Annotated in this window: 21 protein-coding genes; 19 read left to right on the top strand and 2 right to left on the bottom strand. The window is 71.4% G+C overall.

Annotation, left to right across the window (positions count from 1 at the left end):
- Positions 1-77: 77 nt before the first annotated feature.
- Positions 78-1466 (top strand): dicarboxylate/amino acid:cation symporter, encoded by a 1389-nt coding sequence (locus DB033_RS10245; RefSeq protein ID WP_111766588.1) that lies wholly within the window; start codon positions 78-80, stop codon positions 1464-1466.
- 144 nt (positions 1467-1610) lie between these two features.
- Positions 1611-2303 carry a class I SAM-dependent methyltransferase gene (locus DB033_RS10240; protein WP_111766587.1) on the top strand — a complete coding sequence of 231 codons (693 nt, stop codon included), beginning with the start codon at positions 1611-1613 and terminating at the stop codon, positions 2301-2303.
- A 31-nt stretch (positions 2304-2334) separates the two neighbouring features.
- Here DB033_RS10240 and DB033_RS10235 read toward each other — a convergent pair whose 3' ends face one another.
- On the bottom strand, positions 2335-3492 hold the full coding sequence (locus DB033_RS10235) for an extracellular catalytic domain type 1 short-chain-length polyhydroxyalkanoate depolymerase (RefSeq protein ID WP_111766586.1): 1158 nt from the start codon (positions 3490-3492) through the stop codon (positions 2335-2337).
- A 112-nt stretch (positions 3493-3604) separates the two neighbouring features.
- Complete coding sequence (locus DB033_RS10230; protein WP_111766585.1) at positions 3605-4003, bottom strand: CopG family transcriptional regulator; 399 nt, start codon at positions 4001-4003, stop codon at positions 3605-3607.
- Positions 4004-4138: 135 nt separating this feature from the next.
- On the opposite strand from DB033_RS10230, the gene DB033_RS10225 reads away from it, so the two are divergent.
- The 17 genes from DB033_RS10225 to nuoN all read left to right on the top strand — a co-directional run bounded on the left by DB033_RS10225 (position 4139) and on the right by nuoN (position 24024).
- On the top strand, positions 4139-4936 hold the full coding sequence (locus tag DB033_RS10225; RefSeq protein ID WP_111766584.1) for a putative protein N(5)-glutamine methyltransferase: 798 nt from the start codon (positions 4139-4141) through the stop codon (positions 4934-4936).
- A gap of 240 nt (positions 4937-5176) precedes the next feature.
- Positions 5177-5782: a sigma-70 family RNA polymerase sigma factor gene (locus DB033_RS10220; RefSeq protein WP_157970616.1), complete on the top strand. Its 606-nt coding sequence runs from the start codon at positions 5177-5179 to the stop codon at positions 5780-5782.
- A gap of 297 nt (positions 5783-6079) precedes the next feature.
- A complete protein-coding gene (locus tag DB033_RS10215) occupies positions 6080-7363 on the top strand; it encodes a geranylgeranyl reductase family protein (RefSeq protein WP_205843874.1) in 1284 nt (427 codons plus the stop codon).
- A gap of 225 nt (positions 7364-7588) precedes the next feature.
- On the top strand, positions 7589-7954 hold the full coding sequence (locus DB033_RS10205) for an NADH-quinone oxidoreductase subunit A (RefSeq protein WP_111767394.1): 366 nt from the start codon (positions 7589-7591) through the stop codon (positions 7952-7954).
- A gap of 75 nt (positions 7955-8029) precedes the next feature.
- Entirely contained in the window at positions 8030-8575 is a 546-nt protein-coding gene (locus DB033_RS10200) for a NuoB/complex I 20 kDa subunit family protein (RefSeq protein ID WP_111766580.1), read from the top strand.
- Between the two features lie 245 nt (positions 8576-8820).
- On the top strand, positions 8821-9450 hold the full coding sequence (locus tag DB033_RS10195; RefSeq protein ID WP_111767393.1) for an NADH-quinone oxidoreductase subunit C: 630 nt from the start codon (positions 8821-8823) through the stop codon (positions 9448-9450).
- Between the two features lie 52 nt (positions 9451-9502).
- Positions 9503-10849 (top strand): NADH-quinone oxidoreductase subunit D, encoded by a 1347-nt coding sequence (locus DB033_RS10190; RefSeq protein ID WP_111766579.1) that lies wholly within the window; start codon positions 9503-9505, stop codon positions 10847-10849.
- Positions 10850-10973: 124 nt separating this feature from the next.
- Positions 10974-11723 (top strand): NADH-quinone oxidoreductase subunit NuoE, encoded by a 750-nt coding sequence (gene nuoE / locus DB033_RS10185; protein WP_111766578.1) that lies wholly within the window; start codon positions 10974-10976, stop codon positions 11721-11723.
- A gap of 9 nt (positions 11724-11732) precedes the next feature.
- Positions 11733-13064: an NADH-quinone oxidoreductase subunit NuoF gene (gene nuoF, locus DB033_RS10180; protein WP_240615824.1), complete on the top strand. Its 1332-nt coding sequence runs from the start codon at positions 11733-11735 to the stop codon at positions 13062-13064.
- A gap of 64 nt (positions 13065-13128) precedes the next feature.
- Entirely contained in the window at positions 13129-15609 is a 2481-nt protein-coding gene (locus DB033_RS10175) for an NADH-quinone oxidoreductase subunit G (protein ID WP_111767391.1), read from the top strand.
- Complete coding sequence (nuoH, locus tag DB033_RS10170; RefSeq protein ID WP_111766577.1) at positions 15606-16967, top strand: NADH-quinone oxidoreductase subunit NuoH; 1362 nt, start codon at positions 15606-15608, stop codon at positions 16965-16967. The genes DB033_RS10175 and nuoH overlap by 4 nt, the downstream gene beginning before the upstream one ends.
- Positions 16967-17515, top strand: a complete 549-nt coding sequence (gene nuoI / locus DB033_RS10165; protein ID WP_111766576.1) for an NADH-quinone oxidoreductase subunit NuoI — start codon at positions 16967-16969, stop codon at positions 17513-17515. Before nuoH ends, nuoI begins: the two co-directional genes overlap by 1 nt.
- Positions 17512-18387: an NADH-quinone oxidoreductase subunit J gene (locus tag DB033_RS10160; protein ID WP_111766575.1), complete on the top strand. Its 876-nt coding sequence runs from the start codon at positions 17512-17514 to the stop codon at positions 18385-18387. The genes nuoI and DB033_RS10160 overlap by 4 nt, the downstream gene beginning before the upstream one ends.
- The gene (gene nuoK, locus DB033_RS10155; protein WP_111766574.1) at positions 18384-18683 is read left to right on the top strand and encodes an NADH-quinone oxidoreductase subunit NuoK; all 300 of its coding nucleotides are present in this window, start codon (positions 18384-18386) and stop codon (positions 18681-18683) included. The genes DB033_RS10160 and nuoK overlap by 4 nt, the downstream gene beginning before the upstream one ends.
- Positions 18684-18827: 144 nt before the next feature.
- Positions 18828-20738: an NADH-quinone oxidoreductase subunit L gene (gene nuoL, locus DB033_RS10150; protein WP_111767390.1), complete on the top strand. Its 1911-nt coding sequence runs from the start codon at positions 18828-18830 to the stop codon at positions 20736-20738.
- Positions 20739-20803: 65 nt separating this feature from the next.
- Positions 20804-22456, top strand: coding sequence for an NADH-quinone oxidoreductase subunit M (locus tag DB033_RS10145; protein ID WP_420814057.1), 1653 nt, complete (start codon positions 20804-20806; stop codon positions 22454-22456).
- Positions 22453-24024: an NADH-quinone oxidoreductase subunit NuoN gene (gene nuoN, locus DB033_RS10140; RefSeq protein ID WP_111766572.1), complete on the top strand. Its 1572-nt coding sequence runs from the start codon at positions 22453-22455 to the stop codon at positions 24022-24024. The genes DB033_RS10145 and nuoN overlap by 4 nt, the downstream gene beginning before the upstream one ends.
- The last annotated feature ends 18 nt before the right edge of the window (positions 24025-24042 follow it).

Raw genomic sequence — 24042 nt, 5'->3', positions numbered from 1 at the left:
TCCGGTGCCGCTCGAACCTGCGGCGTGGTTCTCCTCCGGGCCCGCGAACTGCGACCGGAGATACGAAAGGTGTTCGAATGTCACAGCGTTCCGACGTGGCCCGGTCGGGCCCGTCATCCATCGCCACCGCGAAGCGGCGGTCGGTGCCGTTCTGGGCGCAGACCCTGATCGGTCTGGCCATCGGCGCGCTGCTGGGCGTCGTCGCCCGGCAGTTCGAGGTCGTCTGGCTCGACGACACCCTCGCCCGTATCGGGTCGATCTTCGTCACGCTGCTGCGCACCGTCGTGGTGCCGCTGATCCTGCTGGCGCTCATCGTCTCCATCTCCCGCCTCGGTCAGGTCGCCAACGCCGCCCGGCTCGCCGTCCAGACGGTGATCTGGTTCGCCATCACCGCGCTCGTCTCGGTGGGCATCGGTCTGGGCCTGGGCCTGCTGACCAACCCCGGTCAGGGCACCGGACTCTCCACCGCGGCCGTCGCCGACGCCGAGTGGTCCGGCCGCGCCGGCAGCTGGACGGACTTCCTGACCGGTCTGGTGCCGGCCAACTTCCTGGGTATCCAGGCCAGCACCTCGGTCAGTGACAGCGGATCCGCCACCACCTCGGTCTCGTTCAACGTGCTGCAGCTGGTGGTCGTGGGCATCGTGATCGGTGCCGCCGCCCTCAAGGCCGGCGAGAAGGCCCGCAGCTTCCTCGGTTTCGCCGAGTCGGCGCTGTCGGTCGTGCAGACCGTGCTGTGGTGGATCATCCGGCTCGCGCCCATCGGCTCCGGTGCCCTGATCGGCCACGCCATCGCCAGCTACGGCTGGGACCTGGTGGCGCCGCTGGGCAAGTTCACCCTGGACGTCTACATCGGCTGCCTGCTGGTGCTGTTCGTGCTCTACCCGGTCGTGCTGCGCCTGCACGGACTCTCGGCCCGCAAGTTCCTGGCCGGTGCCTGGCCCGCCATCACGCTGGCCTTCGTGTCCCGCTCCTCGGTCGGCACCATGCCGGTCACCCAGGAGGTCACCACCCGCAACCTCGGCGTGCCCCAGGAGTACGCGAGCTTCGCGGTGCCGCTCGGCGCCACCACCAAGATGGACGGCTGCGCAGCGATCTACCCCGCCCTGGCCGCGATCTTCGTCGCCCAGATCTACGGCATCGACCTGACGATCACCGACTACCTGCTGATCGCCTTCGTCTCCGTGGTCGGCTCGGCCGCGACCGCCGGACTCACCGGCGCCATCGTGATGCTGTCGCTGACGTTGTCCACCCTGGGTCTGCCGCTGGCCGGCGTCGGCCTGCTGCTCGCCATCGACCCGATCCTGGACATGATGCGCACCGCCACCAACGTGGCCGGCCAGGCGCTGATCCCGGTCATCGTGGCCAAGCGTGAGGGCATCCTCGATCTCGACCGCTACAACGGACCGAACGGTGACGGCCTCAGCCCGCAGGAGCCCACCCGGGTCCCGGTCGGCGCCACCGCCTGACGGTTCCACCGCAGTTCCCCTCGCACGCCCCCGCACCGGTTCCCCCGGTGCGGGGGCGTGCGGCGTTCCCGGGCCACCGCCGGGAACCGGACCGGTCCTGCGCACACCCGGACCGGCGACCCCCGCTGGGTAAGGTGGGGCGCTATGGGACGCGCCGGCTTGGAGAAGGACCCCCACCAGGTCGCGGAGATGTTCGACGACGTGGCCGGCGGTTACGACCGGGCCAACCTCTTCATCTCGCTGGGCCAGGATCGCCGCTGGCGACGCCACATGGTCCGCACGCTGCAGCTGTTCCCCGGCCAGAAGGTCCTCGACGTCGCCGCCGGCACCGCGGTGTCGACCTCGGAGCTGGCCCGGCACGGCGCCTGGGCGGTCGCCCTGGACTTCTCGTTGGGGATGCTGCGCGCCGGCCGCAAGCGCACGGTGCCCAAGGTCGCCGGGGACGCGATGCACCTGCCCTTCGCCGACGGCGTCTTCGACGCGGTGACCATCTCCTTCGGCCTGCGCAACGTGCAGGACCCGCACGCCGCACTCGCCGAGTTCGCCCGGGTCACCCGTCCCGGCGGGCAGCTGCTGGTCTGCGAGGTGTCGCGTCCGCGGCTGGCGCCGTTGCGGGCCGGGCACCGCTTCCACCTCCGGAAGGTGCTGCCGATGATGGCGCGCCGTTTCTCCACCAACCCGGCGGCCTACACCTATCTGGCCGAATCCACCGAGGCGTGGATGGACCCCGAGGACCTCGGCCGCACGATCGCCGCCGCCGGCTGGACGGGCGTCGCCTGGCGGCAGATGACCTTCGGCGTCGTCGCCCTGCACCACGCCATCCGCGACGAGAGCTGACCCCGGCCGGCTCGGCCGGGGTGCTCCCCGGTCAGCGCCGGTGGGCGAGGAAGAACCGGACCATCTCCGCGGAGGCGTCGGGTCCCTGGGCGTCGGCGTAGCTGCCCACCGGGTCGCCGCCGGACCAGGCGTGCCCGGCCCCGTCGATCAGCCACGACTCGGCGATCACACTGCCGTCGTCCCCGGTGTGGGTGGTCCGCCGGTAGCTGCGGCCACCGTCGCTGCCGCGGGAGGTCGTGGCGGTGCTGCGCGTCCCCGCCACCCGGGCGGCCACGATCTTCTCCGCGTTGACCGGAGCGACGGTGCTGTCGGCGGCTCCGTGGAAGACGATGAGCGGCACGGAGCCACCCGGTGTCGGGGATCCGCCGGTGGACATCGCCCCGAACGCCGAGGCGACGTCGGTGGCGGCGCGGTGGCCGAGTCCCGAGTGCACGCCGGCGGCGGCGAACAGCTCCGGATGCGTCGCGGCCATCACCGCCGCCATCGCGCCACCCGCGGACAGCCCGGTCACGTAGACCCGCGCGGCGTCGACCGGGTGCCGCGCCGTCACCTCCGCCACGATGCCGGCCAGGACGGCCGGCTCGCCGGACCCGGCCCGCTGGTCCTCGGGACGGAACCAGTTCCAGTAGCCGCTCGGGTTGGCCGACCGGGACTGCTCCGGGTACACGACGACGAAGCGGTGCTGCTCGGCGAGGGCGTTCATGCCGGTGCCGGCGGCGAAGTCGGTCGCGTCCTGGGTGCCACCGTGCAGCATCACCACCAGCGGCACCGGCGTGCCGTCGAGTCCGGTCGGCAGGTACAGCTCGTAGTCGCGGGAGCCCGCGGTCCCGCGGTGGGTGTGCCGCTCCAGGCGGCCGCCGGGCGCCGCCGCCGCCGCGGCCCGGTCGCCGTGCCGCGCCCCACCGGCACCGGCGGCGAGGCCCGGAAATCCCTGCGGCAGTGAGCCGAGACCCTGCGGCAGTGACGAGAGCGCCTGCGGTGCACCGGCGAAGGCGGTCCGCAGGGACGAGAACCGTTCGCCCACCGGGGCCGTCGTAGCAGTGGATGCGGCGGATGCGGCGGATGTGGCGGAGAGTCCGAGCCGGCCCAGGATCCCGGTGGGATCGGGCAGCGACCCGGTCGCGCCGGAAGTGGGCAGGTCGGCCATCATGCGGCGGGCCCGGGCGAGGGTGGCGGTCAGATCGGACATGGCTGCTCCAGAGATAGTGGGCGTGCATCAGTAACGAGGGCGTGACGGGTCACGCGGGGGTGGGGCACGGCCGTCGGGAAGACGGCCGACGGGGACCGGTGGGGTGGGTCGCTCAGGCGGTGCGGTCGGCCAGGGCGGCCTTCACCGCGCGGGACGCCCGGAACGCTCCGAGCACCTCGACGGAGGCGATGGTGGCCGCGGCGAGCTCGGGGGAGACGTCGTCGGCGATGCTGCCCAGGCCGAGGACGTGCAGCCGGACGGTGTCGCCGGCGTCGCGGGCGGCTTCGAGTTGTGTGCGGGTCAGGTGCACGGTGCCCAGCTCCAACGTCCGCCGGGCCACCGTGTCGCGCACCGCGCCCGAGCGGGTCTCCAGCTGGCGCCGGATGGCCGTGCGGATGAAGTCGGTGCGGTTGGCGTAGAACCCCTCGGCGACCAGCAGGTCAATCTCGCCGAGGTCGACCAGGCCCAGGTTGATGGTGATCTTCTCGGTCTTCTCGATGCCGTCGGCCATGCCACCATCCTCTCCCGGTCGATGACATCACCGTACACCATCCGCCGGGATGGTGCATGGATGGCTCTGGGATGAGTCGACGCGCTTCGCCGGAAAGCGGTCGCCGCGGTGACGCCGTCCGGGCACGATGCCGGGATGGCCGCCGCCCCGCCGTCCCGCGCCGCTGTCACCGCGACGTTGCGGGCCGCCGGTTGCGTGTTCGCCGAGGACGAGGCCCGGCTGCTGTGGCGGGCCGCCCGCGATGGGGAGGGCGATCTGGGGGCGATGCTCGCCCGCCGCGTCGCCGGCGAACCGCTCGAGGTCGTCCTGGGCTGGGCGGCGTTCCGGGGCATCCGGGTGCGCGTGCGGCCGGGAGTGTTCGTCCCGCGCCGGCGGACCGGTTTCCTCGTCGACCGTGCCGCCGCCGTGCTGCGCCCGGGCGATGTCCTGGTCGACCTGTGCTGCGGGTCCGGCGCGGTGGCGCTGGCGCTGGCGACCGAGACCGGCGGGCTCGAGGTGCACGCCGCCGACATCGACCCGGTGGCGGTGGCCTGTGCGTCGGAGAACCTCGACCCCCTCGGGGCCGCCGTCCACCTCGGTGACCTCTACGACCCGCTGCCGCCCGCGCTGCGCGGACGGGTCACGGTGCTGGCGGTCAACGCCCCGTACGTGCCCACCGGGGCGATCGCGTCGATGCCCCCCGAGGCCCGTGACCACGAGCCGCCGACCGCCCTGGACGGCGGCCCGGACGGGGTCGCGCTGCACCGCCGGGTGGCGGCGGACGCGCCCGGCTGGCTCGCCCCGGGCGGCCGGCTGCTGATCGAGACCGGTCGTGACCAGGCGCCCCTGACTGCCCAGGCGGTGGCCGACGCCGGTCTCCGTGCGGGCGTCCGGCGCGCCCGCGACGGAGTGACGGCCGTGGTGGAGGGCTGCGTGACCACCCCGGCCGGATGACCCGGCTCGCCACGCTCAGGTGACGCAGGGTGACCCCTTTCGTGCATTCGGTGGCTTTCCGCTGGCGGACGGGCGGTCACCCCGCCGACCTGCTGTGCCCGCGTCGAGGGCGTGCTGTGCTCGTGCACGACACGTCCAAGAACCGGCGGTCATCCATCCCCCGTGGAGATCCCCTGCCCGACGGCCGCTCTCGGCGCCGGGACGGTAGTGGAGATCCCGGGCGGACGTACGGAGACGATGGTGGCCACTCCCACCTGCACGGAGCCGGCGCCGACCACGGTCGGCGTCCGCACCGAATTCCAGCGACACGTCGACGGGTTGCTCGTGCGTATCGGCGCGGGTGACGCGGAGGCGTTCGCCGCGCTGTACGACCTCACGTCGTCGCGGGTCTTCGGCGTCTGCCGCCGGCTCATCCGTGACGTCGCCGAGGCGGAGGATGTCGCCCAGGAGGCGTACCTGGAGATCTGGGGCAAGGCGGGGAGCTTCGACCCCGGCCGCGGCGCCGGCACCGGGTGGATCATGGCGATCGCCCATCATCGGGCCGTCGACCGGGTGCGCTCCACGGAGGGCGCCCGCCGGCGCGACACCGCCTGGACCCGCAACGCCTACCGCCGCCCCGGTGACGACACCCCGGAGCGCATCCTCGCCGCCACGGAGGTGGAGGAGATCCGTGCGGCGATCGGCCGGCTGAGCGAAGTGCGGCAGCAGGCCCTGGTCTACGCCTTTTTCACCGATCACACCTACGCCCAGGCCAGCTCGATGCTCGGCATCCCGCTCGGCACCTTCAAGAGCCGGGTGCGCGACGCCGTGCGGGCGCTGCGCACGTTGCTGGCCGCCACCTCCTGACCCGGCCGCCGGTGCGCCGCGGTCGCCGCCCCCGTCGCGGCATGCGCCGTGCTTCCCCCCGGGTGGCGTCCCGCCGCCCTCGGTGGGAGCGGGACCGCCGCGGTCGCGCCCCGCCTGCCGCGCGACCCACCGGGCGGGACCCTGGACTCGCGCCGCCGACCATGATCATCCGCGGGCGGGTCGGTGGCGGTGGGGGGTGTGGCGCGGCTTACACTGGGACGGTCGAGCTCGTGAAACGAATCACAAGCTCGCTCCCCGGGCCCGCCGCCCCGGGGCCGCACCATGGACGGAATGAACATGCACGCGCCCTCGACCGACCACAGCGCCGACGTCATCGTCGTCGGTGCCGGGCCGGCCGGTGCCACCGCCGCCACCTACCTCGCCCGCGCCGGGATCGACGTCCTGCTGCTGGAGAAGTCCACCTTCCCCCGGGAGAAGGTCTGCGGCGACGGTCTGACGCCCCGCGGGGTCAAGCAGGTGCTGGCGCTGGGCGTCGACGTCAGCGGTGACGACTGGATGAAGAACAAGGGCCTGCGCGTCGTCGGCGGCGGTGTCACCCTGGAGCTGGACTGGCCCGACCTGGCCGACTTCCCGCCGTTCGGCCTCGTCCGCCCACGCAAGGATTTCGACGAGATGCTCGCGTCCCTCGCCGTGAAGGCCGGGGCCCGGCTGCGTCAGGCCACCACGGTCACCGGCCCGGTCGTCGACGACGTCACCGGCCGCGTCACCGGGGTCACCGCGAAGACCGCGGCCGGCCCGGTCACCTATTCGGCCCCGCTGGTCATCGCCGCCGACGGGGTCAGCGCCCGCACCGCGCTCGGTCTGGGCCTGCAGAAGAACGACAAGCGCCCGATGGGCGTTGCCGTCCGCCGGTACTACGACAGCGACGTGAAGACCTCCGACGACTACCTCGAGTCGCACCTGGAGTTGTGGGACCGCAGCGATCCGGCCAACCCGATCCTCATGCCGGGGTACGGCTGGATCTTCGGGATGGGCGACGGGTCGGTCAACGTGGGACTCGGCGTGCTGAACACGTCGAAGGCGTTCGGGCGGACCGACTACAAGGCGCTGCTCAGGACGTGGATGGCCGGCACCCCCGGTGACTGGCAGCTCAACGAGGACACCGCCAGCAGCCCGATCCTGGGTGCGGCGCTGCCGATGGGCTTCAACCGCACCCCGCACTACAAGGACGGGCTGCTGCTGATCGGCGACGCCGGCGGGATGGTCAACCCGTTCAACGGGGAGGGCATCGCCTACGCGATGGAATCCGCGGCGATCGCCGCCGAGGTCGTCCTGCAGGCCCTCGGCCGTCCCGAGGGCCCGAGCCGCGAGTCCGCGCTGCACGGGTACCCGGTCGCGATGACCGAGCACCTCGGTCAGTACTACCGACTCGGATCGGCGTTCTCCAAGCTGATCGGCCAGCCGAAGATCATGGCGGCGGCGACGAAACTGGGCCTGCCCCGGAAACGGCTGATGTACCTGGTGCTCAAGCTGCTGGCCGGGCTGTACGACACGCACGACGGCGACTGGGCCGACCGGGTCGTCGTCGGGCTGACGAAGGTGGTGCCCGGTGTCCGGTGACCACGACCCGGGGAGCACGGCGATGCTCCCCGCCGGCGGACAGTGTCGTCCGCCGGTGACCACGATCCGCACCCCGTCGTTCCGGCGGATCGGCAGCGGGCCGGCGTGCACACGCCGACCCGGTGCCGATCGGCCGGCCGCCGTGCCGCCGATCCCCGCACCCCGCGGTGGGCAGAGCCGCCCGCCGTCTCGCACCGTCGCGACCCAGGAGGGCTTCCCGTGGAGCTGAGTGCCTACCTGCCGATCCTGCTGCTGCTCGTGGTGGCGGGCGGGTTCGCCGTCACCAACGCCACCGTGGTCACCGACAAGATCGGGCCCAGCCGCTACAACCGCGCCAAGCTCGACGCCTACGAGTGCGGGATCGAACCCACGCCGCTGCCGGCGGGCGCGTCCGGGCGGCTGCCGGTGAAGTTCTACCTGACCGCCATGCTCTTCATCATCTTCGACATCGAGATCGTGTTCCTGTACCCGTGGGCGGCGTCGGCCATCCCGCTGGGCATCCTCGGCCTCGTCGAGATCGCGATCTTCATGGGCACCGTCTTCATCGCCTACGCCTACGTGTGGCGGCGGGGCGGGCTCGACTGGGACTGACCGGCCGGGCCCGCCCCGACCACCTGCATTTCTGCTCCGTATTTCAACGATGAAATCGAGAAGGGAGGCGCCGCAGTGGGACTCGAAGAGAAGCTGCCCAACGGGATCGTGCTGGCCAGTGTCGAGAAGCTCGTCAACTGGACCCGGAAGGCGTCGCTGTTCCCGGCCACCTTCGGGTTGGCCTGCTGCGCCATCGAGATGATGACGACCGGCGCCCCGCGGTACGACCTGGGCCGCTTCGGTATGGAGGTGTTCCGGGCCTCCCCCCGGCAGGCCGACCTGATGATCGTGGCCGGCCGGGTGTCGCAGAAGATGGCCCCCGTCCTGCGGCAGATCTACGACCAGATGGCCGAGCCCAAGTGGGTCATCTCGATGGGGGTCTGCGCCTCGTCGGGCGGGATGTTCAACAACTACGCGATCGTCCAGGGCGTGGACCACATCGTGCCGGTCGACATGTACCTGCCCGGGTGCCCGCCGCGTCCGGAGATGCTCATCGACGCGATCCTGAAGCTGCACGCGAAGATCCTCGACGATCCGATGGGCCCGAAGCGGGCCGCCGAGTGGGGGGACCGGCGCACCGAGCTGGTCGCGTCGTCGGTCAAGTACGGGAAGAAGCTGTGACCGGTCCGGGCCGGGTACCGGGCTCGGGAGAGCCTGCGGTGGAGGCCGTCCCGACCAATCCGGCGGCCCCCGGGCAGGTCGACTCCACCGCGGCGGCGAGCGCGGACGCGGTCAGCGCCGAGACCCAGGGCGCCGCCGTCGACACCACGGTGCCGGCCGCCGTCGGGACCACCCCGTCGGGCGCGGCCGGGCGGCGGCTGTTGTCGCTGACCGCGGCCCCGGTGACCGGGCGCGGCGGCCAGGGCATGTTCGGTGCCCGCGATTCCGGCGACACCTCCGGCTTCGGCGGCCTGGTCAGCGCCGCCTACAGTCCCGCTCCGAGCGAGCGCCCGTACGGCGGGTGGTTCGACGAGGTGGCCGACGAGCTCGCGGCCGCCCTGGGCCGCCGGGGCGTGCCCGCGTCGGCGGTCTACCAGACCACCGTCGCCCACCGCGAGATCACCTTCTACGTGGCCCGCGAGCACCTCACCGGGGTGCTGTGGGCGCTGCGCGACGAGCCGCAGCTGCGGTTCGAGTTGTGCTCGTCCATCAGCGGTGTCGACTACGGCGAGGGTGTCCCGCAGCGGCTGCACTCGGTGTACCACCTGACGTCGATGACCTGGCGGCGGCGCGTCCGGCTGGAGGTCTGCGTCGACGTGTCCGACCCGCACCTGCCCAGTGCCGTCGAGATGTACCCGACCGCGGACTGGCAGGAGCGCGAGGCCTACGACATGTTCGGGCTGATCTACGACGGGCACCCGGCGCTGACCCGGATCCTGATGCCGGACGACTGGGAGGGCCATCCGCAGCGGAAGGACTACCCGCTCGGCGGCATCCCGGTCGAGTACAAGGGCGCGGAGGTCCCGCCGCCCGACCAGCGACGGGCGTACACATGACAACCACCGGCACATCGGCGATGTCGCGTCGGGGCGATCGAGGAGGATCGGGATGAGCACGCTGGACGAACCCCGGGCCGCGCGTCCGGCCCAGGAGACGCACACCACCGAGGGGCGGGTGTTCACCGTCACCGGCGGCGACTGGGACGACTTCGTCGCCGACCAGAACTTCGCCGAGGACGAGCGGATCATCGTCAACATGGGTCCGCAGCACCCGTCGACCCACGGCGTGCTGCGGCTGATCCTGGAGATCGAGGGCGAGACCGTCACGCAGGCGCGCTCGGTGATCGGCTACCTGCACACCGGCATCGAGAAGTCCTGTGAGTTCCGGACCTGGACGCAGGGCGTCACCTTCGTGACCCGCGCCGACTACCTGTCGCCGGCGTTCAACGAGGCCGTCTACTGCATGGCCGTCGAGAAGCTGCTCGACATCGAGGTTCCCCGGCGCGCCACCATCATCCGGGTGCTGCTGATGGAACTGACCCGCATCTCCTCGCACCTCGTCGCGCTGGCCACCGGCGGCATGGAGCTGGGTGCGCTGACCGGGATGACCGCCGGCTTCCGCGAGCGGGAGGAGGCGCTGCACCTTATGGAGTTCTTCACCGGCCTGCGGATGAACATGGCGTTCATCCGGCCCGGCGGGGTCGCCCAGGATCTGCCGGAGGGCTACCGGGAGCGCACCGGGAAGTTCATCGAGGTGATGCGGTCGCGGCTCCCCGAGTACGACAAACTGCTGACCGGGCAGCCGATCTGGAAGGCCCGCACCGAGGGCATCGGGGTGTTGCCGCTGGAGGGCTGCATGCAGCTCGGCATCACCGGTCCGGTGCTGCGGTCGGCGGGCCTGGGCTGGGACATGCGCAAGACCGAGCCCTACTGCGGCTACGAGGAGTACGACTTCGACGTGCCGGTGCTCGAGGAGGCCGACTGCTACGCGCGGTTCAAGCTCCGGCTGGCCGAGATCTGGCAGTCGCTGCGGATCATGGAGCAGGCGATCGACAAGCTGGGTGAGGTCGAGGGTTCTCCGGTGATGGTCGCGGACGCGAAGATCGCGTGGCCGGCCCAACTCTCGATCGGTGCCGACGGGATGGGCAACTCGCTCGAGCACGTCCGGCACATCATGGGCCAGTCGATGGAAGCCCTCATCCACCACTTCAAGCTCGTCACTGAGGGTTTCGCGGTGCCGCCGGGCCAGGCGTACGTCGCCATCGAGGGACCCCGCGGCGAGCTCGGCTGCCACCTCGTGTCGGCGGGCGGGACCCGTCCGTGGCGGGTGCACCTGCGGGACCCCGGTTTCGTGAACCTGCAGGCCATGCCGGCGATGTCGGAGGGCGGCATGATCGCCGACCTCGTCGCCGCCGTCGCGTCGATCGACCCCGTCATGGGCGGGGTGGACCGGTGAGCCGGATGCCGGACAGACCAGAGGTGACGGAGACGAGGCGCCGTCCCCCGTCCCGGTTCCGGGGTGAAAGCGCCCGCTCAGCGAACGGAATCACCCCGAAACCCGGCCAGGAAGGCGGCGCCCCGTGAGCACCTCGCACCGGATCGGCCTGCCCGAGTTCCTCGAGACCGGCCACATCTTCAGCGCGCTGACCTCCGAGCGGGCGGCGACGATCATCGCCCGCTACCCGCAGAGCCGCTCGGCGCTGCTGCCGCTGCTGCACCTGGTGCAGTCGGAGGAGGGCTGCGTCTCCGTCTCGGGGCTGCGGTTCTGCGCCGAGCACCTCGGGCTGGAGACCGCCGAGGTGGCGGCGGTCGCGTCGTTCTACACGATGTACAAGCGGCAGCCGTGCGGTGAGCACCTGGTCAGCGTCTGCACCAACACGCTGTGCGCGGTGCTCGGCGGCGACGCCATCCTGAGCACGTTGACCCGGCACCTGGGGGTGGCGCCGGACGGGACCGCCGGCACCCCGGGCGCGCCCGGCAGCATCACGCTGGAGCACGCGGAGTGCCTCGCCGCCTGTGACCACGCGCCGGTCGTCACGGTGAACTACGAGTTCTACGACGAGCAGAGCCCGGACTCGGCGCTGGACCTCGTGCAGGCGCTGCAGCGCGGTGAGAAGCCGGATCCGACTCGGGGTGCGCCACTCACCGACTTCCGCGACACCGAGCTCCAGATCGCGGGCGTGTACACCGATCTCGACACCGCCGTCGGCGGGCCGTCGGCGACCGTGCCGACGCTGCGCGGGTCGACCCTGGCCGAACAGCAGCACTGGCGGGCGCCGGCGATGCCGGACACGACGCCCGCACTGCCACCACTGCCCGAGAAGAAGTAGGGGACCACCGTGAGCACTCCGCTGACCGACGCGGCCGACAAGCCGGTCGCCGCACCGCTCTCGCCGGTTCTCACCCGGCGCTGGGCGTCACCGCGCTCGTGGACGATCGACACCTACGAGTCGCTGGACGGGTACCAGGGGCTGCGGAGTGCGCTGCAGGGTCAGCCCGGTCAGCTGATCGAACTGATGAAGGCCTCGGGCCTGCGCGGCCGTGGCGGCGCCGGCTTCCCGACCGGTCTGAAGTGGTCGTTCCTGCCGCAGGGTGACGGCAAGCCGCACTACCTCGTCGTGAACGCCGACGAGGGAGAACCGGGCACCTGCAAGGACATCCCGTTGATGATGGCCGACCCGCACTCGCTCATCGAGGGCTGCCTCATCACCTGCTTCGCCATCCGCGCCGAATTCTGCGCGATCTACATCCGCGGCGAGGCGGTGCACCCGCTGCGGCGGATGGTCAACGCGGTCAACGAGGCCCGGGCAAGGGGCTACGTCGGGAAGGACATCCTGGGCAGCGGCTTCGACTGCGAGATCGTGGTGCACGCCGGGGCCGGCGCCTACATCTGCGGCGAGGAGACGGCGCTGCTGGACTCGCTGGAGGGCCGCCGCGGTCAGCCGCGGCTGAAGCCGCCGTTCCCCGCGGTGGCCGGCCTGTACGCCTCGCCCACGGTGGTCAACAACGTCGAGACCATCTGCAGCGTCGCCCCGATCGTGCTCGGCGGCGCCGAGTGGTACCGCAGCATGGGTACCGAGAAGTCGCCCGGCCCCAAGATCTACTCACTGTCCGGTCACGTCACCCGCCCCGGACAGTACGAGGCACCCATGGGCACGACCCTGCGTCAGCTGCTCGAGATGGCCGGCGGCATGAAGGACGGCATCCCGCTGAAGTTCTTCACCCCCGGGGGCTCGTCGACGCCGATCTTCACCCCCGACCAGCTCGACGTGCCGCTGTCCTTCGACGACGTCGCCGCGGCCGGCTCGATGCTCGGCACCACCGCGCTGATGTGCTTCAACGAGACCGTGTCGGTGCCGTGGGCGGTGTGGAAGTGGCTCGAGTTCTACAAGCACGAGTCGTGCGGCAAGTGCACCCCCTGCCGCGAGGGCACCGGCTGGTTGGTCGCCATCCTGCGCCGGATCGTCTCCGGACAGGGCACCCCGGCCGACCTGGACACCCTCACCGACGCCGCGTCCAACATCGCGGGCCGCTCGTTCTGCGCGCTCGGCGACGCCGCGGCGACCCCGGTGCTCAGCTCGTTCAAGCACTTCCGCCACGAGTTCGAGGACCTGGTCAGCGGGGCGACCGCCCCGCCGGTCACCGCCGACCAGCTCGTCGGCGCGCACTGATGAAGCCCTACCTCCCGGGAGAACTGCTGTGACGAGCGCGAACCCGCCGGTGGCGGTACCGAAGGTGGACACCAACACCGCCAACGCGCCGGACTCGAGGGCCGGCGAACGGCCGGCGAAGACGCCTGTCCCGGAGGGCCACGTCACCGTCACCGTCGACGGTGTCGAGGTCGTCGCGCCCAAGGGCGAGCTGGTCATCCGCACCGCGGAGCGGATCGGCATCGCCATCCCGCGGTTCTGCGACCATCCGCTGCTCGCTCCGGTCGGAGCCTGCCGGCAGTGCCTGGTGGAGGTCGAGATGGGCGGCCGGCCGATGCCCAAACCGCAGGCCTCGTGCACCCAGGAGGTCGCCGACGGGATGGTCGTCAAGACCCAGATCAGCTCGCCGGTGGCCGAGAAGGCGCAGCGCTCCAACCTCGAGTTCCTGCTGCTGAACCACCCGCTGGACTGCCCGGTGTGCGACAAGGGCGGCGAGTGCCCGCTGCAGAACCAGGTGCTGGCCAACGGCGCCGCCGAGTCGCGTCTGCTGGACGCGAAACGCACCTTCACCAAACCGATCGCGATCTCCACCCAGGTGCTGCTGGACCGGGAACGCTGCGTGCTGTGCCAGCGCTGCACCCGGTTCTCCGACCAGATCGCCGGCGACCGCTTCATCGACCTCATCGAGCGTGGCTCCAGCCAGCAGATCGGGATCAGTCCGGATCAGCCCTTCCAGAGCTACTTCTCGGGCAACACCATCCAGATCTGCCCGGTCGGTGCGCTGACGTCGGCGGCCTACCGCTTCCGGTCCCGGCCGTTCGACCTGGTGTCCACCCCGGGCACCTGTGAACACTGCGCCAGTGGCTGCTCGTTGCGGGTGGACCACCGGCGGGGTCAGGTGATGCGCCGGATGGCCGCCGCCAACCCCGACGTCAACGAGGAGTGGAACTGCGACAAGGGCCGCTTCGGCTTCACCTACGTCGCCGCCCCCGACCGGTTGACCCGTCCGCTGGCCCGCAACGACGCCGGTGAGCTGGTCGAGGTGTCCTGGACGGCGGCGATGGCCGCGGCCGCGGAGGGCCTGTCGAAGGCCCGCGACCGCGGTGGCGTCGGGGTGCTGACCGGCGGGCGGCTGACCGTCACCGACGCCTACGCCTACGCGAAATTCGCCCGACTCGCGCTGCGCACGAACGACATCGACTTCCGCACCAGGGCCGGCAGCGCCGAGGAGGACGCCTTCCTGGCCCACCACGTGGCCGGCGTCGGACCGGACGGCGGGGGCGTGAGCTACGCCGACGTCGAGCGGGCCGCCACCGTGGTGCTCGTCGGGCTGGAGCCCGAGGAGGAGTCACCGATCCTGTTCCTGCGGCTGCGCAAGGCGTTCCGGCGCTCGCGGACCTCCGTGTTCGCCGTCGCCGCGGTCGCGTCCCGGGGTCTGGGCAAGGTCGGCGGCACCCTGGTGCCCGCCGCACCCGGCGACGAGCCGCGGGTCGTGCAGGAGTTGACCGACCCGGGCGGGGCTCTGGCCGGCCGGGTCGCGGGTGACACGGTGGTGCTCGTGGGCGAACGCGCCGCCGACGTGCCCGGACTGCTGTCGGCGGTCTCGGAGCTGGTGCAGCGCACCGGATCCCGGGTCGCCTGGGTGCCCCGCCGAGCCGGTGACCGCGGTGCGGTCGACGCCGGTGCGCTCGGCGCCCTGCTGCCGGGTGGTCGACCGGTCGCCGACGACGCGGCCCGTGCCGAGGTGGAGAACCTGTGGCGCGCGAGCCTCCCCACCGAGCCGGGCCGCACCACCGCGCAGATCCTCGCCGCCGCGCACCACGGCGTCCTCGGCGGGCTGCTGATCGGCGGGGTGTCGATCGACGACCTGCCCGATCCGGAGGCCGCCCGGGACGCCATCGCCGCCGCCGGTTTCGTGGTCAGCCTCGAGCTGCGCCACACCGCCGTCACGGCGCTGGCCGACGTGGTCTTCCCGGTGGCCGCCTCGGTCGAGAAGTCCGGTGGCTACCTCGACTGGGAGGGCCGGCTCGGTTCGTTCGACGCCACCGTCGCCGGCAAGGGGATGCTCGACGACGGCCGCATCCTGGACACGCTGGGCGTGGAGATGGACGTCGACCTGTACACCCAGACCCCCAGGGCCGCGGCCGGCGAGCTGCGCCGGCTGGGCAGCCGGGCCGGCAGCGCGCCCGCCCCGCTCGGTTCTCCGTCGCGGACCGGCTCGCCGGCCGGGCTGCGGTTGGCCACCTGGCGGACGGCCATCGACGGCGGTGCGCTGCTCGACGGCGAGCCGCACCTGGCGGGCACGGCTCGACCCGACCTCGCGCGGCTCAGTGCCGCGACCGCCGACCGGCTCGGCCTCGCCGACGGCGCCGAGATCACCGTCCGCGGCGGGCGCGGCGCGGTGACGCTGCCGCTGGCCGTCTCCGAGATGGTCGACGACGTGGTGTGGCTGCCCGGGCGTCCGGGTGGCCTCCCGCTCGCCGGGGTGCTCGGCGCGCAGCACGGCGACCCCGTCGAGATCAGCGTTCCCGCACCGTCTCCGCGTTCCCAGGGAAGGACCACATGAGCGACGACGGCTCCGTCGCCGGGCTGCTCGCCGGCGACCCGGTCTGGCTGATGCTGATCAAGGCGATCGGCGTCTTCGTCTTCCTGCTGCTGATGACGCTGTTCGCGATCTGGTTCGAACGCAAGGTCGTCGGCCGCATGCAGCACCGTCCGGGCCCGAACTGGAACGGTCCGTGGGGGATCCTGCAGCCCGTCGCCGACGCGGTGAAGCTCATCTTCAAGGAGGGCATGATCCCGTCCGGGGCGGACAGGGTGGTGTTCGTCCTCGCGCCGCTGATGATCTCGATCCCGGCGTTCCTCACCTTCGCCGTCATCCCGATGGGCGGGCCGGTGACGATGTTCGGCCACGAGACCGCGTTGCAGCTCACCGACCTGTCGGCCGGTGCGCTGGCGGTGCTGGCCTTCGCCGCGATCGGCGTCTACGGCATCGCCCTCGGTGGCTGGGCCTCCGGTTCCACCTATCCGCTGCTCGGTGGCCTGCGCTCGGCCGCCCAGCTGATCTCCTACGAGATCGCGATGGGTCTGTGCTTCGTCGCCGTCTTCCTCTACTCCGGGACGCTGTCCACCTCGGGCATCGTCGCCCAGCAGGAGCACGGCTGGTATTTCTGGCTGCTGCCGGTCAGCTTCGTGGTCTACGCGATCGCCATGGTCGGGGAGACCAACCGGGCGCCGTTCGACATGGCCGAGGCCGAGGGTGAGCTCGTCGGTGGCTTCAACACCGAGTACACCGGCATGCGGTTCGGGCTGTTCTTCCTCGGCGAGTACATCAACGTCATCAACGTCTCGGCCATCGCCACCACGCTGTTCCTCGGCGGCTGGCGGGCCCCGTGGCCGCTGTCGCTGTGGGACGGCGCCAACAGCGGCTGGATCACCTTCGTCTGGTTCCTGATCAAGGTCGTCCTGGTGATGTTCTTCTTCGTCTGGATCCGCGGCTCGCTGCCGCGCATCCGCTACGACCAGTTCATGGCCCTGGGCTGGAAGGTGCTCGTCCCGGTCTCGCTGGCCTGGATCGTGCTCGTCGGCACCGCTCGGGTGCTCAACAACGCCACCGACCTGAGCACCGGCCAGGTCGTGCTCTGGATGGCCGGGCCGGTCCTGGTGCTGCTCGTCGTGGCGTTCTTCTGGCCCGCGAAGGCGGCTGCGGACGACGACCCGGACGACGACGGCACCGTCTACGACGACGACCTGCTCGACGCGCCGCCGGGGACGGCGCTGCCCACCGTCGTCCGACCGGCCGCCACCAGCTACCCGATCCCGGCGCTGGACCTGCGCATCCCCGCGCCCGCCCAGCGGACGACCGTACCCACCGCACCGTCGGCCGCCGCCGCGTCGTCCGTCGCCCAGGAAGGGAGGCCCTGATGTCCGTCTTCGATCCGGTCAAGGGTTTCGGCGTCACCTTCGCCACCATGTTCAAGCCGGTGGTCACCGAGGACTATCCCAAGAACCCCGAGCCGACCGCACCGCGGTACCACGGGCGGCACCAGCTCAACCGGCACCCCGACGGGCTGGAGAAGTGCGTCGGCTGTGAGCTGTGCGCCTGGGCGTGCCCGGCCGACGCGATCTTCGTCGAGGGCGGCGACAACACCGAGGAGGCGCGGTACTCACCGGGCGAGCGGTACGGCGCGAACTACCAGATCAACTACCTGCGCTGCATCGGTTGCGGGTTGTGCATCGAGGCCTGCCCCACGCGCTCGTTGACCATGACCAACGAGTACGAGCTCGCCGACGACGAACGGCAGCGGCTGATCTACACCAAGGACATGCTGCTGGCCCCGCTGCTGCCCGGCATGGAGCAGCCGCCGCACCCGCTACGGCTCGGCGACTCCGACGACTACTACGTCCACGGGCCCGAGCTCCTGCGGCAGAAGCTGCCGTTGACGCCGGTCCAGCACGGGGCGGCCCGGTGAACCCGGACGCCCTGACCGGCGCCGCGGGGACCGGCGAACAGATCGCCTTCTTCGTGCTCGGTCCGCTGGCCCTGCTCGGCGCGATCGGCATGGTGTTCGCGAAGAACGCCGTGCACTCGGCGCTGTGGCTGGCCTCCACCATGCTCTCGATCGGCGTGATGTACCTGGTGCAGGGCGCCCAGTTCCTGGGCTTCGTGCAGATCATCGTCTACACCGGCGCGATCATGATGCTGTTCCTGTTCGTGCTGATGCTCACCGGCCGCGCTTCCGGCGACTCCATCATCGAGGTCCTGCGCGGTCAGCGGGTCGCGGCCCTCATGGTCGGCATCGGGCTCGTCGGGCTGCTCGTCACCGGGTTGGTGCACGCGCTGTCGGGGATCGAGCCGCTCGGCCTGCAGGGTGCGATCGCCGAACGCGGTGAGATGGGCGCCATCGCCGAGGAGCTGTTCACGACGTTCCTGTTCCCGTTCGAGCTCACCAGTGCGCTGCTGATCACCGCGGCGCTGGGCGCGATGGTGCTGGCCCACGTGGAGCGCACCCCCGGCCAGAAGCGCAGTCAGAAGCAGATGGTCCGCGCGCGGATGCGGTCGGGCCGGATGTCGCCGCTGCCCGGCCCGGGCGTGTTCGCCACCTCGTCGTCCAACGCCACCCCGGCGCTGCTGCCCGACGGCACCGTCGCCCCCGAGTCGGTGTCGTCGCTGGTCGAGCAGAGTGTCAGCGAACAGGTGGCCCGACGGCACCGGGAGGACCGGGACCTGTCGCCACTGGAGCAGGTCGGGCACGCGGGCGACACCGCGTCCGAGACGTCCGAGCTCACCGCCGGCCGTCCGCCGGCGCGTCCCCAGCCGCGGTCGGAGAGGGAGAACCGATGACCCCCACCTGGTACCTGCTGCTGTCCGCGCTGCTCTTCGGCATCGGGGCCGTCGGCGTGTTGGTCCGTCGCAACGCCATCGTCGTGTTCATGTGCATCGAGCTGATGCTCAACGCGGTCAACCTGACGCTGGTCACCTTCTCCCGCATCAACGGCAACCTGCACGGCGAGGTGATGGCCTTCTTCGTGATGGTCGTCGCCGCCGCCGAGGTCGTCGTCGGGCTGGCCATCATCATGTCGATCTTCCGCAGCCGCCGCAGCGCCTCCATCGACGACGCGAACCTGCTGAAGTACTGACCCACCCGCCGCTTCGCCACCGCCTCCCAGACTCACCCGAGCCGAACCGGGGACCCCAGGACAATGACCGTTCTCACCCAGGCCGCACCGGCTGCCCAAGCGCTCGCCGCCGAGGGCTACGTCCCCGCGGCCGCCGCCACCGGGATCTCCGCCGCGGCCCTGCTGCTGGTCGCCCTGCCGCTGGTCGGCAGCGCCCTGCTGCTCATCGGCGGCCGGCGGCTGAACGCCGTCGGGCCGTACCTGGCCGTGGCCATGGTCGCGGCGCCGTTCGTCCTCAGCGTGCTGATGTTCCTCCAGGTCACCGGGCTGCCCGAGGGTGCCCGGATCAACGACGTCCAGCTGTTCTCGTGGATCCCGGTGGAGGCGCTGCAGGTCGATTTCGGCCTGCGGATCGACCCGCTGTCACTGACCTTCGTGCTGCTGATCACCGGTGTCGGTTCGCTCATCCACGTCTACTCGCTGGGCTACATGGCCCACGACCCCGACCGTAGGCGGTTCTTCGCCTACCTCAACCTGTTCGTCGCGGCGATGCTGCTGCTCGTCCTGGGCAACTCGTTCGTCACGCTGTACGCCGGCTGGGAAGGCGTGGGTCTGGCGTCGTACCTGCTGATCGGGTTCTGGTCGTACCGCCCGGCCGCGGCGACCGCGGCGAAGAAGGCGTTCATCATGAACCGCGTCGGTGACGTGGGCCTGGCCATCGCGATCTTCCTGATGTTCAAGGAGTTGGGCACCACCAGCTTCGACGGGGTGTTCAGCCGCATCGGTGAGGTGTCACCCGGCACCGTCACGCTGATCGCGCTGCTGCTGCTGCTGGGTGCGTGCGGCAAGTCCGGCCAGGTGCCGCTGCAGGCCTGGCTGCCCGACGCCATGGAGGGCCCGACCCCCGTGTCGGCGCTCATCCACGCGGCCACCATGGTCACCGCCGGCGTCTACCTGATCACCCGGTCCTACCCGGTGTTCGACCTCACCGACGACGGGCGGCTCGTCGTCACCATCATCGGCGCGGTGACCCTGCTGGTCGGCTGCATCGCCGGCTGCGCCAAGGACGACATCAAGAAGGTGCTGGCGTACTCCACGGTCAGCCAGATCGGCTACATGTTCCTGGCCGTCGGCCTCGGGGCCGGCGTCTACGCGCTGGGCATCCTGCACCTGCTCACCCACGGCTTCTTCAAGGCCGGGCTGTTCCTCGGGGCCGGCTCGGTGATGCACGCGATGAACGACGACGTCGACATGCGCCACTACGGCGGGCTGTGGCGGCTGATGCCGGTCACCTTCGCCACCTTCACCCTCGGCTACCTGGCGCTGATCGGCTTCCCGTTCCTGTCCGGCTTCTACTCCAAGGACCCGATCATCGAGGCGGCGTTCGCCGCGGGCGGCGTGCGCGGCTGGCTGCTCGGCGGCGCCGCGCTGATCGGCGCCGGCCTGACCGCGTTCTACATGACCCGGCTGATGCTGATGACGTTCTTCGGCGAGCAGCGCTGGCAGGGACAGCGCTCGGCCGACGGGCACGACTACCACCCGCACGAGTCGCCGGTGACGATGACCGCGCCGATGGTGGTGCTGGCGTTCGGCTCGGTCTTCGCCGGGTTCGTCCTCGCGAGCGGCGAGCGGCTCGCGCACTGGCTGACCCCCTCGGTGGGGGAGTTCACCGAGCCCCACCCGGAGATCCTGTCGCCGCTGGTGATCACCGTCGCGACGCTGGTGGTGATCGCGCTCGGCATCGCCGTCGCCTGGGTCCGCGTGGGCAACCGGCCGGTGCCGGTCACCGCACCGGCCCGGGTGCCCGCGCTGGTCCGGCTGGCCCGGGCCGACGTCGGCGGCAATCTCGTCAACGAGACGCTCTTCGCCCGTCCCGGGATCGCCCTCACCCGCGCGCTCACCGACCTGGACACCTCCGCGGTGGACCGGACGGTCAGCGGCTCCGGCACCGTCCTGGCCGCGTTCAGCGCGCGGGCCCGCCGTACCCAGACCGGCTTCGTCCGGTCCTACGCCCTGTCGATGCTCGGCGGCACCTTCCTGGTCGTCGCCGCCCTGCTGCTGGTGAGGTTCGTGTGACGAGTCCGGCGTTGTTGCTGGTGGTCCTGCTGCTGCCGCTGGTCGGCGGCGTCGTCGTCGGCGCGATGAAGACCGCACCCGCGTCGACGGTCAAGACGGTCGCGTTGGCGATCTCGCTCGTCGAGCTCGTGGTGGTCGCGCTGATCTGGGTGGGGTACACCCCGGCGGCCACCGGCTACCAGTTCGCCGCGTCCGCGGACTGGATCCCGGCGCTGGGCATCGGCTTCTCCGTCGGCATCGACGGCGTCGCGCTGGTGATGATCGCGCTGATCGCCGTCCTGGTGCCGATCGTGCTCGGTGCCTCCTGGGAGGAGAAGCTGCCGGCCGGGCGCACCATCGGCGGCTACTTCGCGCTCCTGCTGGTGCTCGAGTCGACGATGATGGCCGTCTTCGCCGCCACCGACGTCTTCGTCTTCTACGTCGCCTTCGAGCTGATGCTCATCCCGATGTACTTCCTCATCGGGGCGTTCGGCGGGCCGCGGCGGACGTACGCGGCGACCAAGTTCTTCCTGTACTCGCTGTTCGGCGGCCTGATGATGCTGGCCTCGGTCATCGGGCTCTACGTCACGAGCAAGAGCCACACCGCGACCGGGGTCGGCACGCTGGACTGGGCGGAGCTGCGGGCCATCGCGGACCAGATCCCGGAGTCCACCCAGATGTGGATCTTCGCCGGCTTCGCCATCGCCTTCGCCATCAAGGCGCCGCTGTTCCCGTTGCACAGCTGGCTGCCCGACGCGGGCGCCGAGGCGCCGGTGGGATCGGGAACGCTGATCGTCGGCGTGCTGGACAAGGTCGGCACCTTCGGCTTCCTGCGGATCTGCCTGCCGCTGCTGCCCGCCGCGTCGGCGAAGCTCGCGCCGGTGATCATCACGCTGTCGGTCATCGGCATCTTCTACGGCGGGCTCGTCGCGGCCGGCCAGCGTGACCTCAAGCGCTTCGTCACCTTCACCTCGATCGCGCACTTCGGCTTCATCGCGATGGGGGTCTTCGCGTTCACCACCCAGGCGATGAGCGGCGCGGTGTTCTACATGGTCGCCCACGGCCTGGCCACCGGACTGCTGTTCCTCGTCGTCGGGATGCTCACCGCCCGCGGCGGCTCCCGGCTGGTCGGCGACTACGGCGGGGTCTGGAAGGTGGCGCCGTTGCTGGCCGGGATGTTCCTCATCGGCTCACTGGCCACCATCGCGTTGCCCGGCACCAGCTCCTTCGTGGCCGAGTTCCTGGTACTGCTGGGCACCTTCGCCACCCAGCCGGTGTGGGGAGCGATCGCCACCGTGGGCATCGTCGTCGCCGCGATCTACATGCTGTGGATCTTCCAGCGGACGATGACCGGCCCGGTCCGCGGTGCCGGTGTGCTGCTGCCCGAGCCCGACCTCGGGGCCGTTCCCGGCGGTGGCTCCACCGGCCGGCTGACCGGCAGCACCTCGACGGCGGTGCTGACCGCCCCGGCCCGGCACGCCGTCCTGGAGGACGAGGAGGAGACCGGGCAGGAGAACGCGCACAGCGCCGATCCGCTCGGGGCCGTCCGCGCGCGGCTGCGGTTCGGTGATCTGAAGGCCCGCGAGATCGCCGTGCTCACCCCGCTCGTCGCGCTCATCCTGCTGCTCGGCGTCTATCCCAAGCCGGTGCTCGACGTCATCAACCCGACCGCCGCCCAGATCGTCACCGACTCCGGGCACAGCGACCCGGCGCCGGCCATCGAAGGAGCCAACCCGTGACCACGGTGATCCTGGCCGCCCCCGTGTCCGTGGCGCCGATCAGCGCGCCGAGCATCGACTACGGCGCCATCCTGCCGATCCTGATCATCCTGGGCGCGGCCTGCCTCGGGGTGCTGGTCGAGGCGCTGCTCAAGGCCCGGCAGCGCTATGCCGCACAGGTCGCGCTGACCGTGACGGCGATCGTCGCGGCCGGGGTGGTCACCGTGCTGCAGGGCACCGGCGGCCACTACGCGGTGACCCTGGCGGGGGCCCTGTCGATCGACCAGGCGACGTATGCGATGTGGGGGGTGCTGCTGGCGTTGGCGCTGGCGTCGGTGCTGCTGATGGCCGACCGCACCGCCGAGCCGGGCGGGGCCTTCGTGGCCCAGGCCGCGCCGCTCGCCGCGGTCCGCGAGCGGGCCCGCACCCGCACGATCGCCCCCATGCAGACCGAGGTCTTCCCGTTGGCGCTGTTCGCCACCGGCGGCATGCTGATCTTCCCGGCGTCGGCGGACCTGATCACCCTGTTCGTCGGTCTGGAGGTGCTGTCGCTCCCGCTGTACCTGATGTGCGGGCTGGCCCGCCGTCGCCGGCTGATCTCGCAGGAGGCGGCGGTCAAGTACTTCCTCCTCGGCGCCTTCGCGTCGGCCATCCTGCTGTACGGCATCGCGTTGCTCTACGGCTACGCCGGCAGCCTGCGGTACGCCGACATCGGCCTGGCCACCCAGGCCGGTGGCCGGACCGATGCGCTGCTGTTCGGCGGTCTCGCGCTGCTGATGGTCGGACTGCTGTTCAAGGGGTCGGTCGGGCCGTTCCACACCTGGACGCCGGACGTCTACCAGGGGGCGCCGACCCCGGTCACGGCGTTCATGGCGTCCTGCACCAAGGTCGCCGCGTTCGCCGCGATGGCCCGGGTGCTGTACTCCGCGTTCGCGCCCTCGGTGTGGGACTGGAAGGGCACGCTGTGGGGTGTCGCCATCGCCTCGATGCTGATCGGCGCGATCCTGGGCATCACCCAGAGCGACGTCAAGCGGATGCTGGCCTACTCCTCGGTCGCCCACGCGGGCTTCCTGCTGCTCGGCGTGATGGCTCTCACCAGCGACGGCGTCACCGGCACGCTGTTCTACCTGCTGACCTACGGCTTCGCCACGATCGGGACGCTGGCCCTGGTGATGCTGGTCCGCAACGCCGACGGCGAAGCCACCCAGGTGTCGCAGTGGGCGGGTCTGGCCCGGCGGTCCCCGTGGGTGGCCGGACTGATGACGCTGTTCCTGTTGTCGTTCGCCGGCATCCCGCTGACCAGCGGTTTCATCGGCAAGCTCACCGTGTTCAGCGCCGCGATGGAGCAGGGGATGGGGCCGCTGGTGGTGGTGGCGATGGTCGCGACCGCGATCACCGCGTTCTTCTACCTCAAGATCGTGGTGCTCATGTTCTTCGCCGAGCCCGTCGACGGTGGCCCCGCCGTGACCGTGCCGAGCCCGTTCGTGCTGACCGTCGTCGTGGTGTGCGGCGTGGTGACCCTGGGCCTGGGGCTGTACCCGAGCGCCGCCCTGGACGTTCTGGCCGTCCAGGTTCCGCTGCTGTCGTAATGTCGTCGGTGTGACTGC

The sequence above is a fragment of the Nakamurella deserti genome (assembly GCF_003260015.1).
Classification (GTDB): Bacteria; Actinomycetota; Actinomycetes; order Mycobacteriales; family Nakamurellaceae; genus Nakamurella; species Nakamurella deserti.
Note: the sequence above shows the minus strand (reverse complement) of the source record. Positions and strands in the feature narration are given on the sequence as shown.

What these genes read in the sequence shown, in the direction of transcription:
- DB033_RS10145 (WP_420814057.1), top strand. Translation starts at nt 20,804, where the DNA reads ATGAAGACCGCACCCGCGTCGACGGTCAAGACGGTCGCGTTGGCGATC.
- DB033_RS10225 (WP_111766584.1), top strand. Translation starts at nt 4,139, where the DNA reads ATGGCCGCCGCCCCGCCGTCCCGCGCCGCTGTCACCGCGACGTTGCGG.
- nuoI (WP_111766576.1), top strand. Translation starts at nt 16,967, where the DNA reads ATGTCCGTCTTCGATCCGGTCAAGGGTTTCGGCGTCACCTTCGCCACC.
- DB033_RS10195 (WP_111767393.1), top strand. Translation starts at nt 8,821, where the DNA reads ATGTTCGGTGCCCGCGATTCCGGCGACACCTCCGGCTTCGGCGGCCTG.
- DB033_RS10190 (WP_111766579.1), top strand. Translation starts at nt 9,503, where the DNA reads ATGAGCACGCTGGACGAACCCCGGGCCGCGCGTCCGGCCCAGGAGACG.
- DB033_RS10240 (WP_111766587.1), top strand. Translation starts at nt 1,611, where the DNA reads ATGGGACGCGCCGGCTTGGAGAAGGACCCCCACCAGGTCGCGGAGATG.
- DB033_RS10235 (WP_111766586.1), bottom strand. Translation starts at nt 3,492, where the DNA reads ATGTCCGATCTGACCGCCACCCTCGCCCGGGCCCGCCGCATGATGGCC.
- DB033_RS10230 (WP_111766585.1), bottom strand. Translation starts at nt 4,003, where the DNA reads ATGGCCGACGGCATCGAGAAGACCGAGAAGATCACCATCAACCTGGGC.
- nuoK (WP_111766574.1), top strand. Translation starts at nt 18,384, where the DNA reads ATGACCCCCACCTGGTACCTGCTGCTGTCCGCGCTGCTCTTCGGCATC.
- DB033_RS10245 (WP_111766588.1), top strand. Translation starts at nt 78, where the DNA reads ATGTCACAGCGTTCCGACGTGGCCCGGTCGGGCCCGTCATCCATCGCC.
- DB033_RS10215 (WP_205843874.1), top strand. Translation starts at nt 6,080, where the DNA reads ATGCACGCGCCCTCGACCGACCACAGCGCCGACGTCATCGTCGTCGGT.
- nuoH (WP_111766577.1), top strand. Translation starts at nt 15,606, where the DNA reads ATGAGCGACGACGGCTCCGTCGCCGGGCTGCTCGCCGGCGACCCGGTC.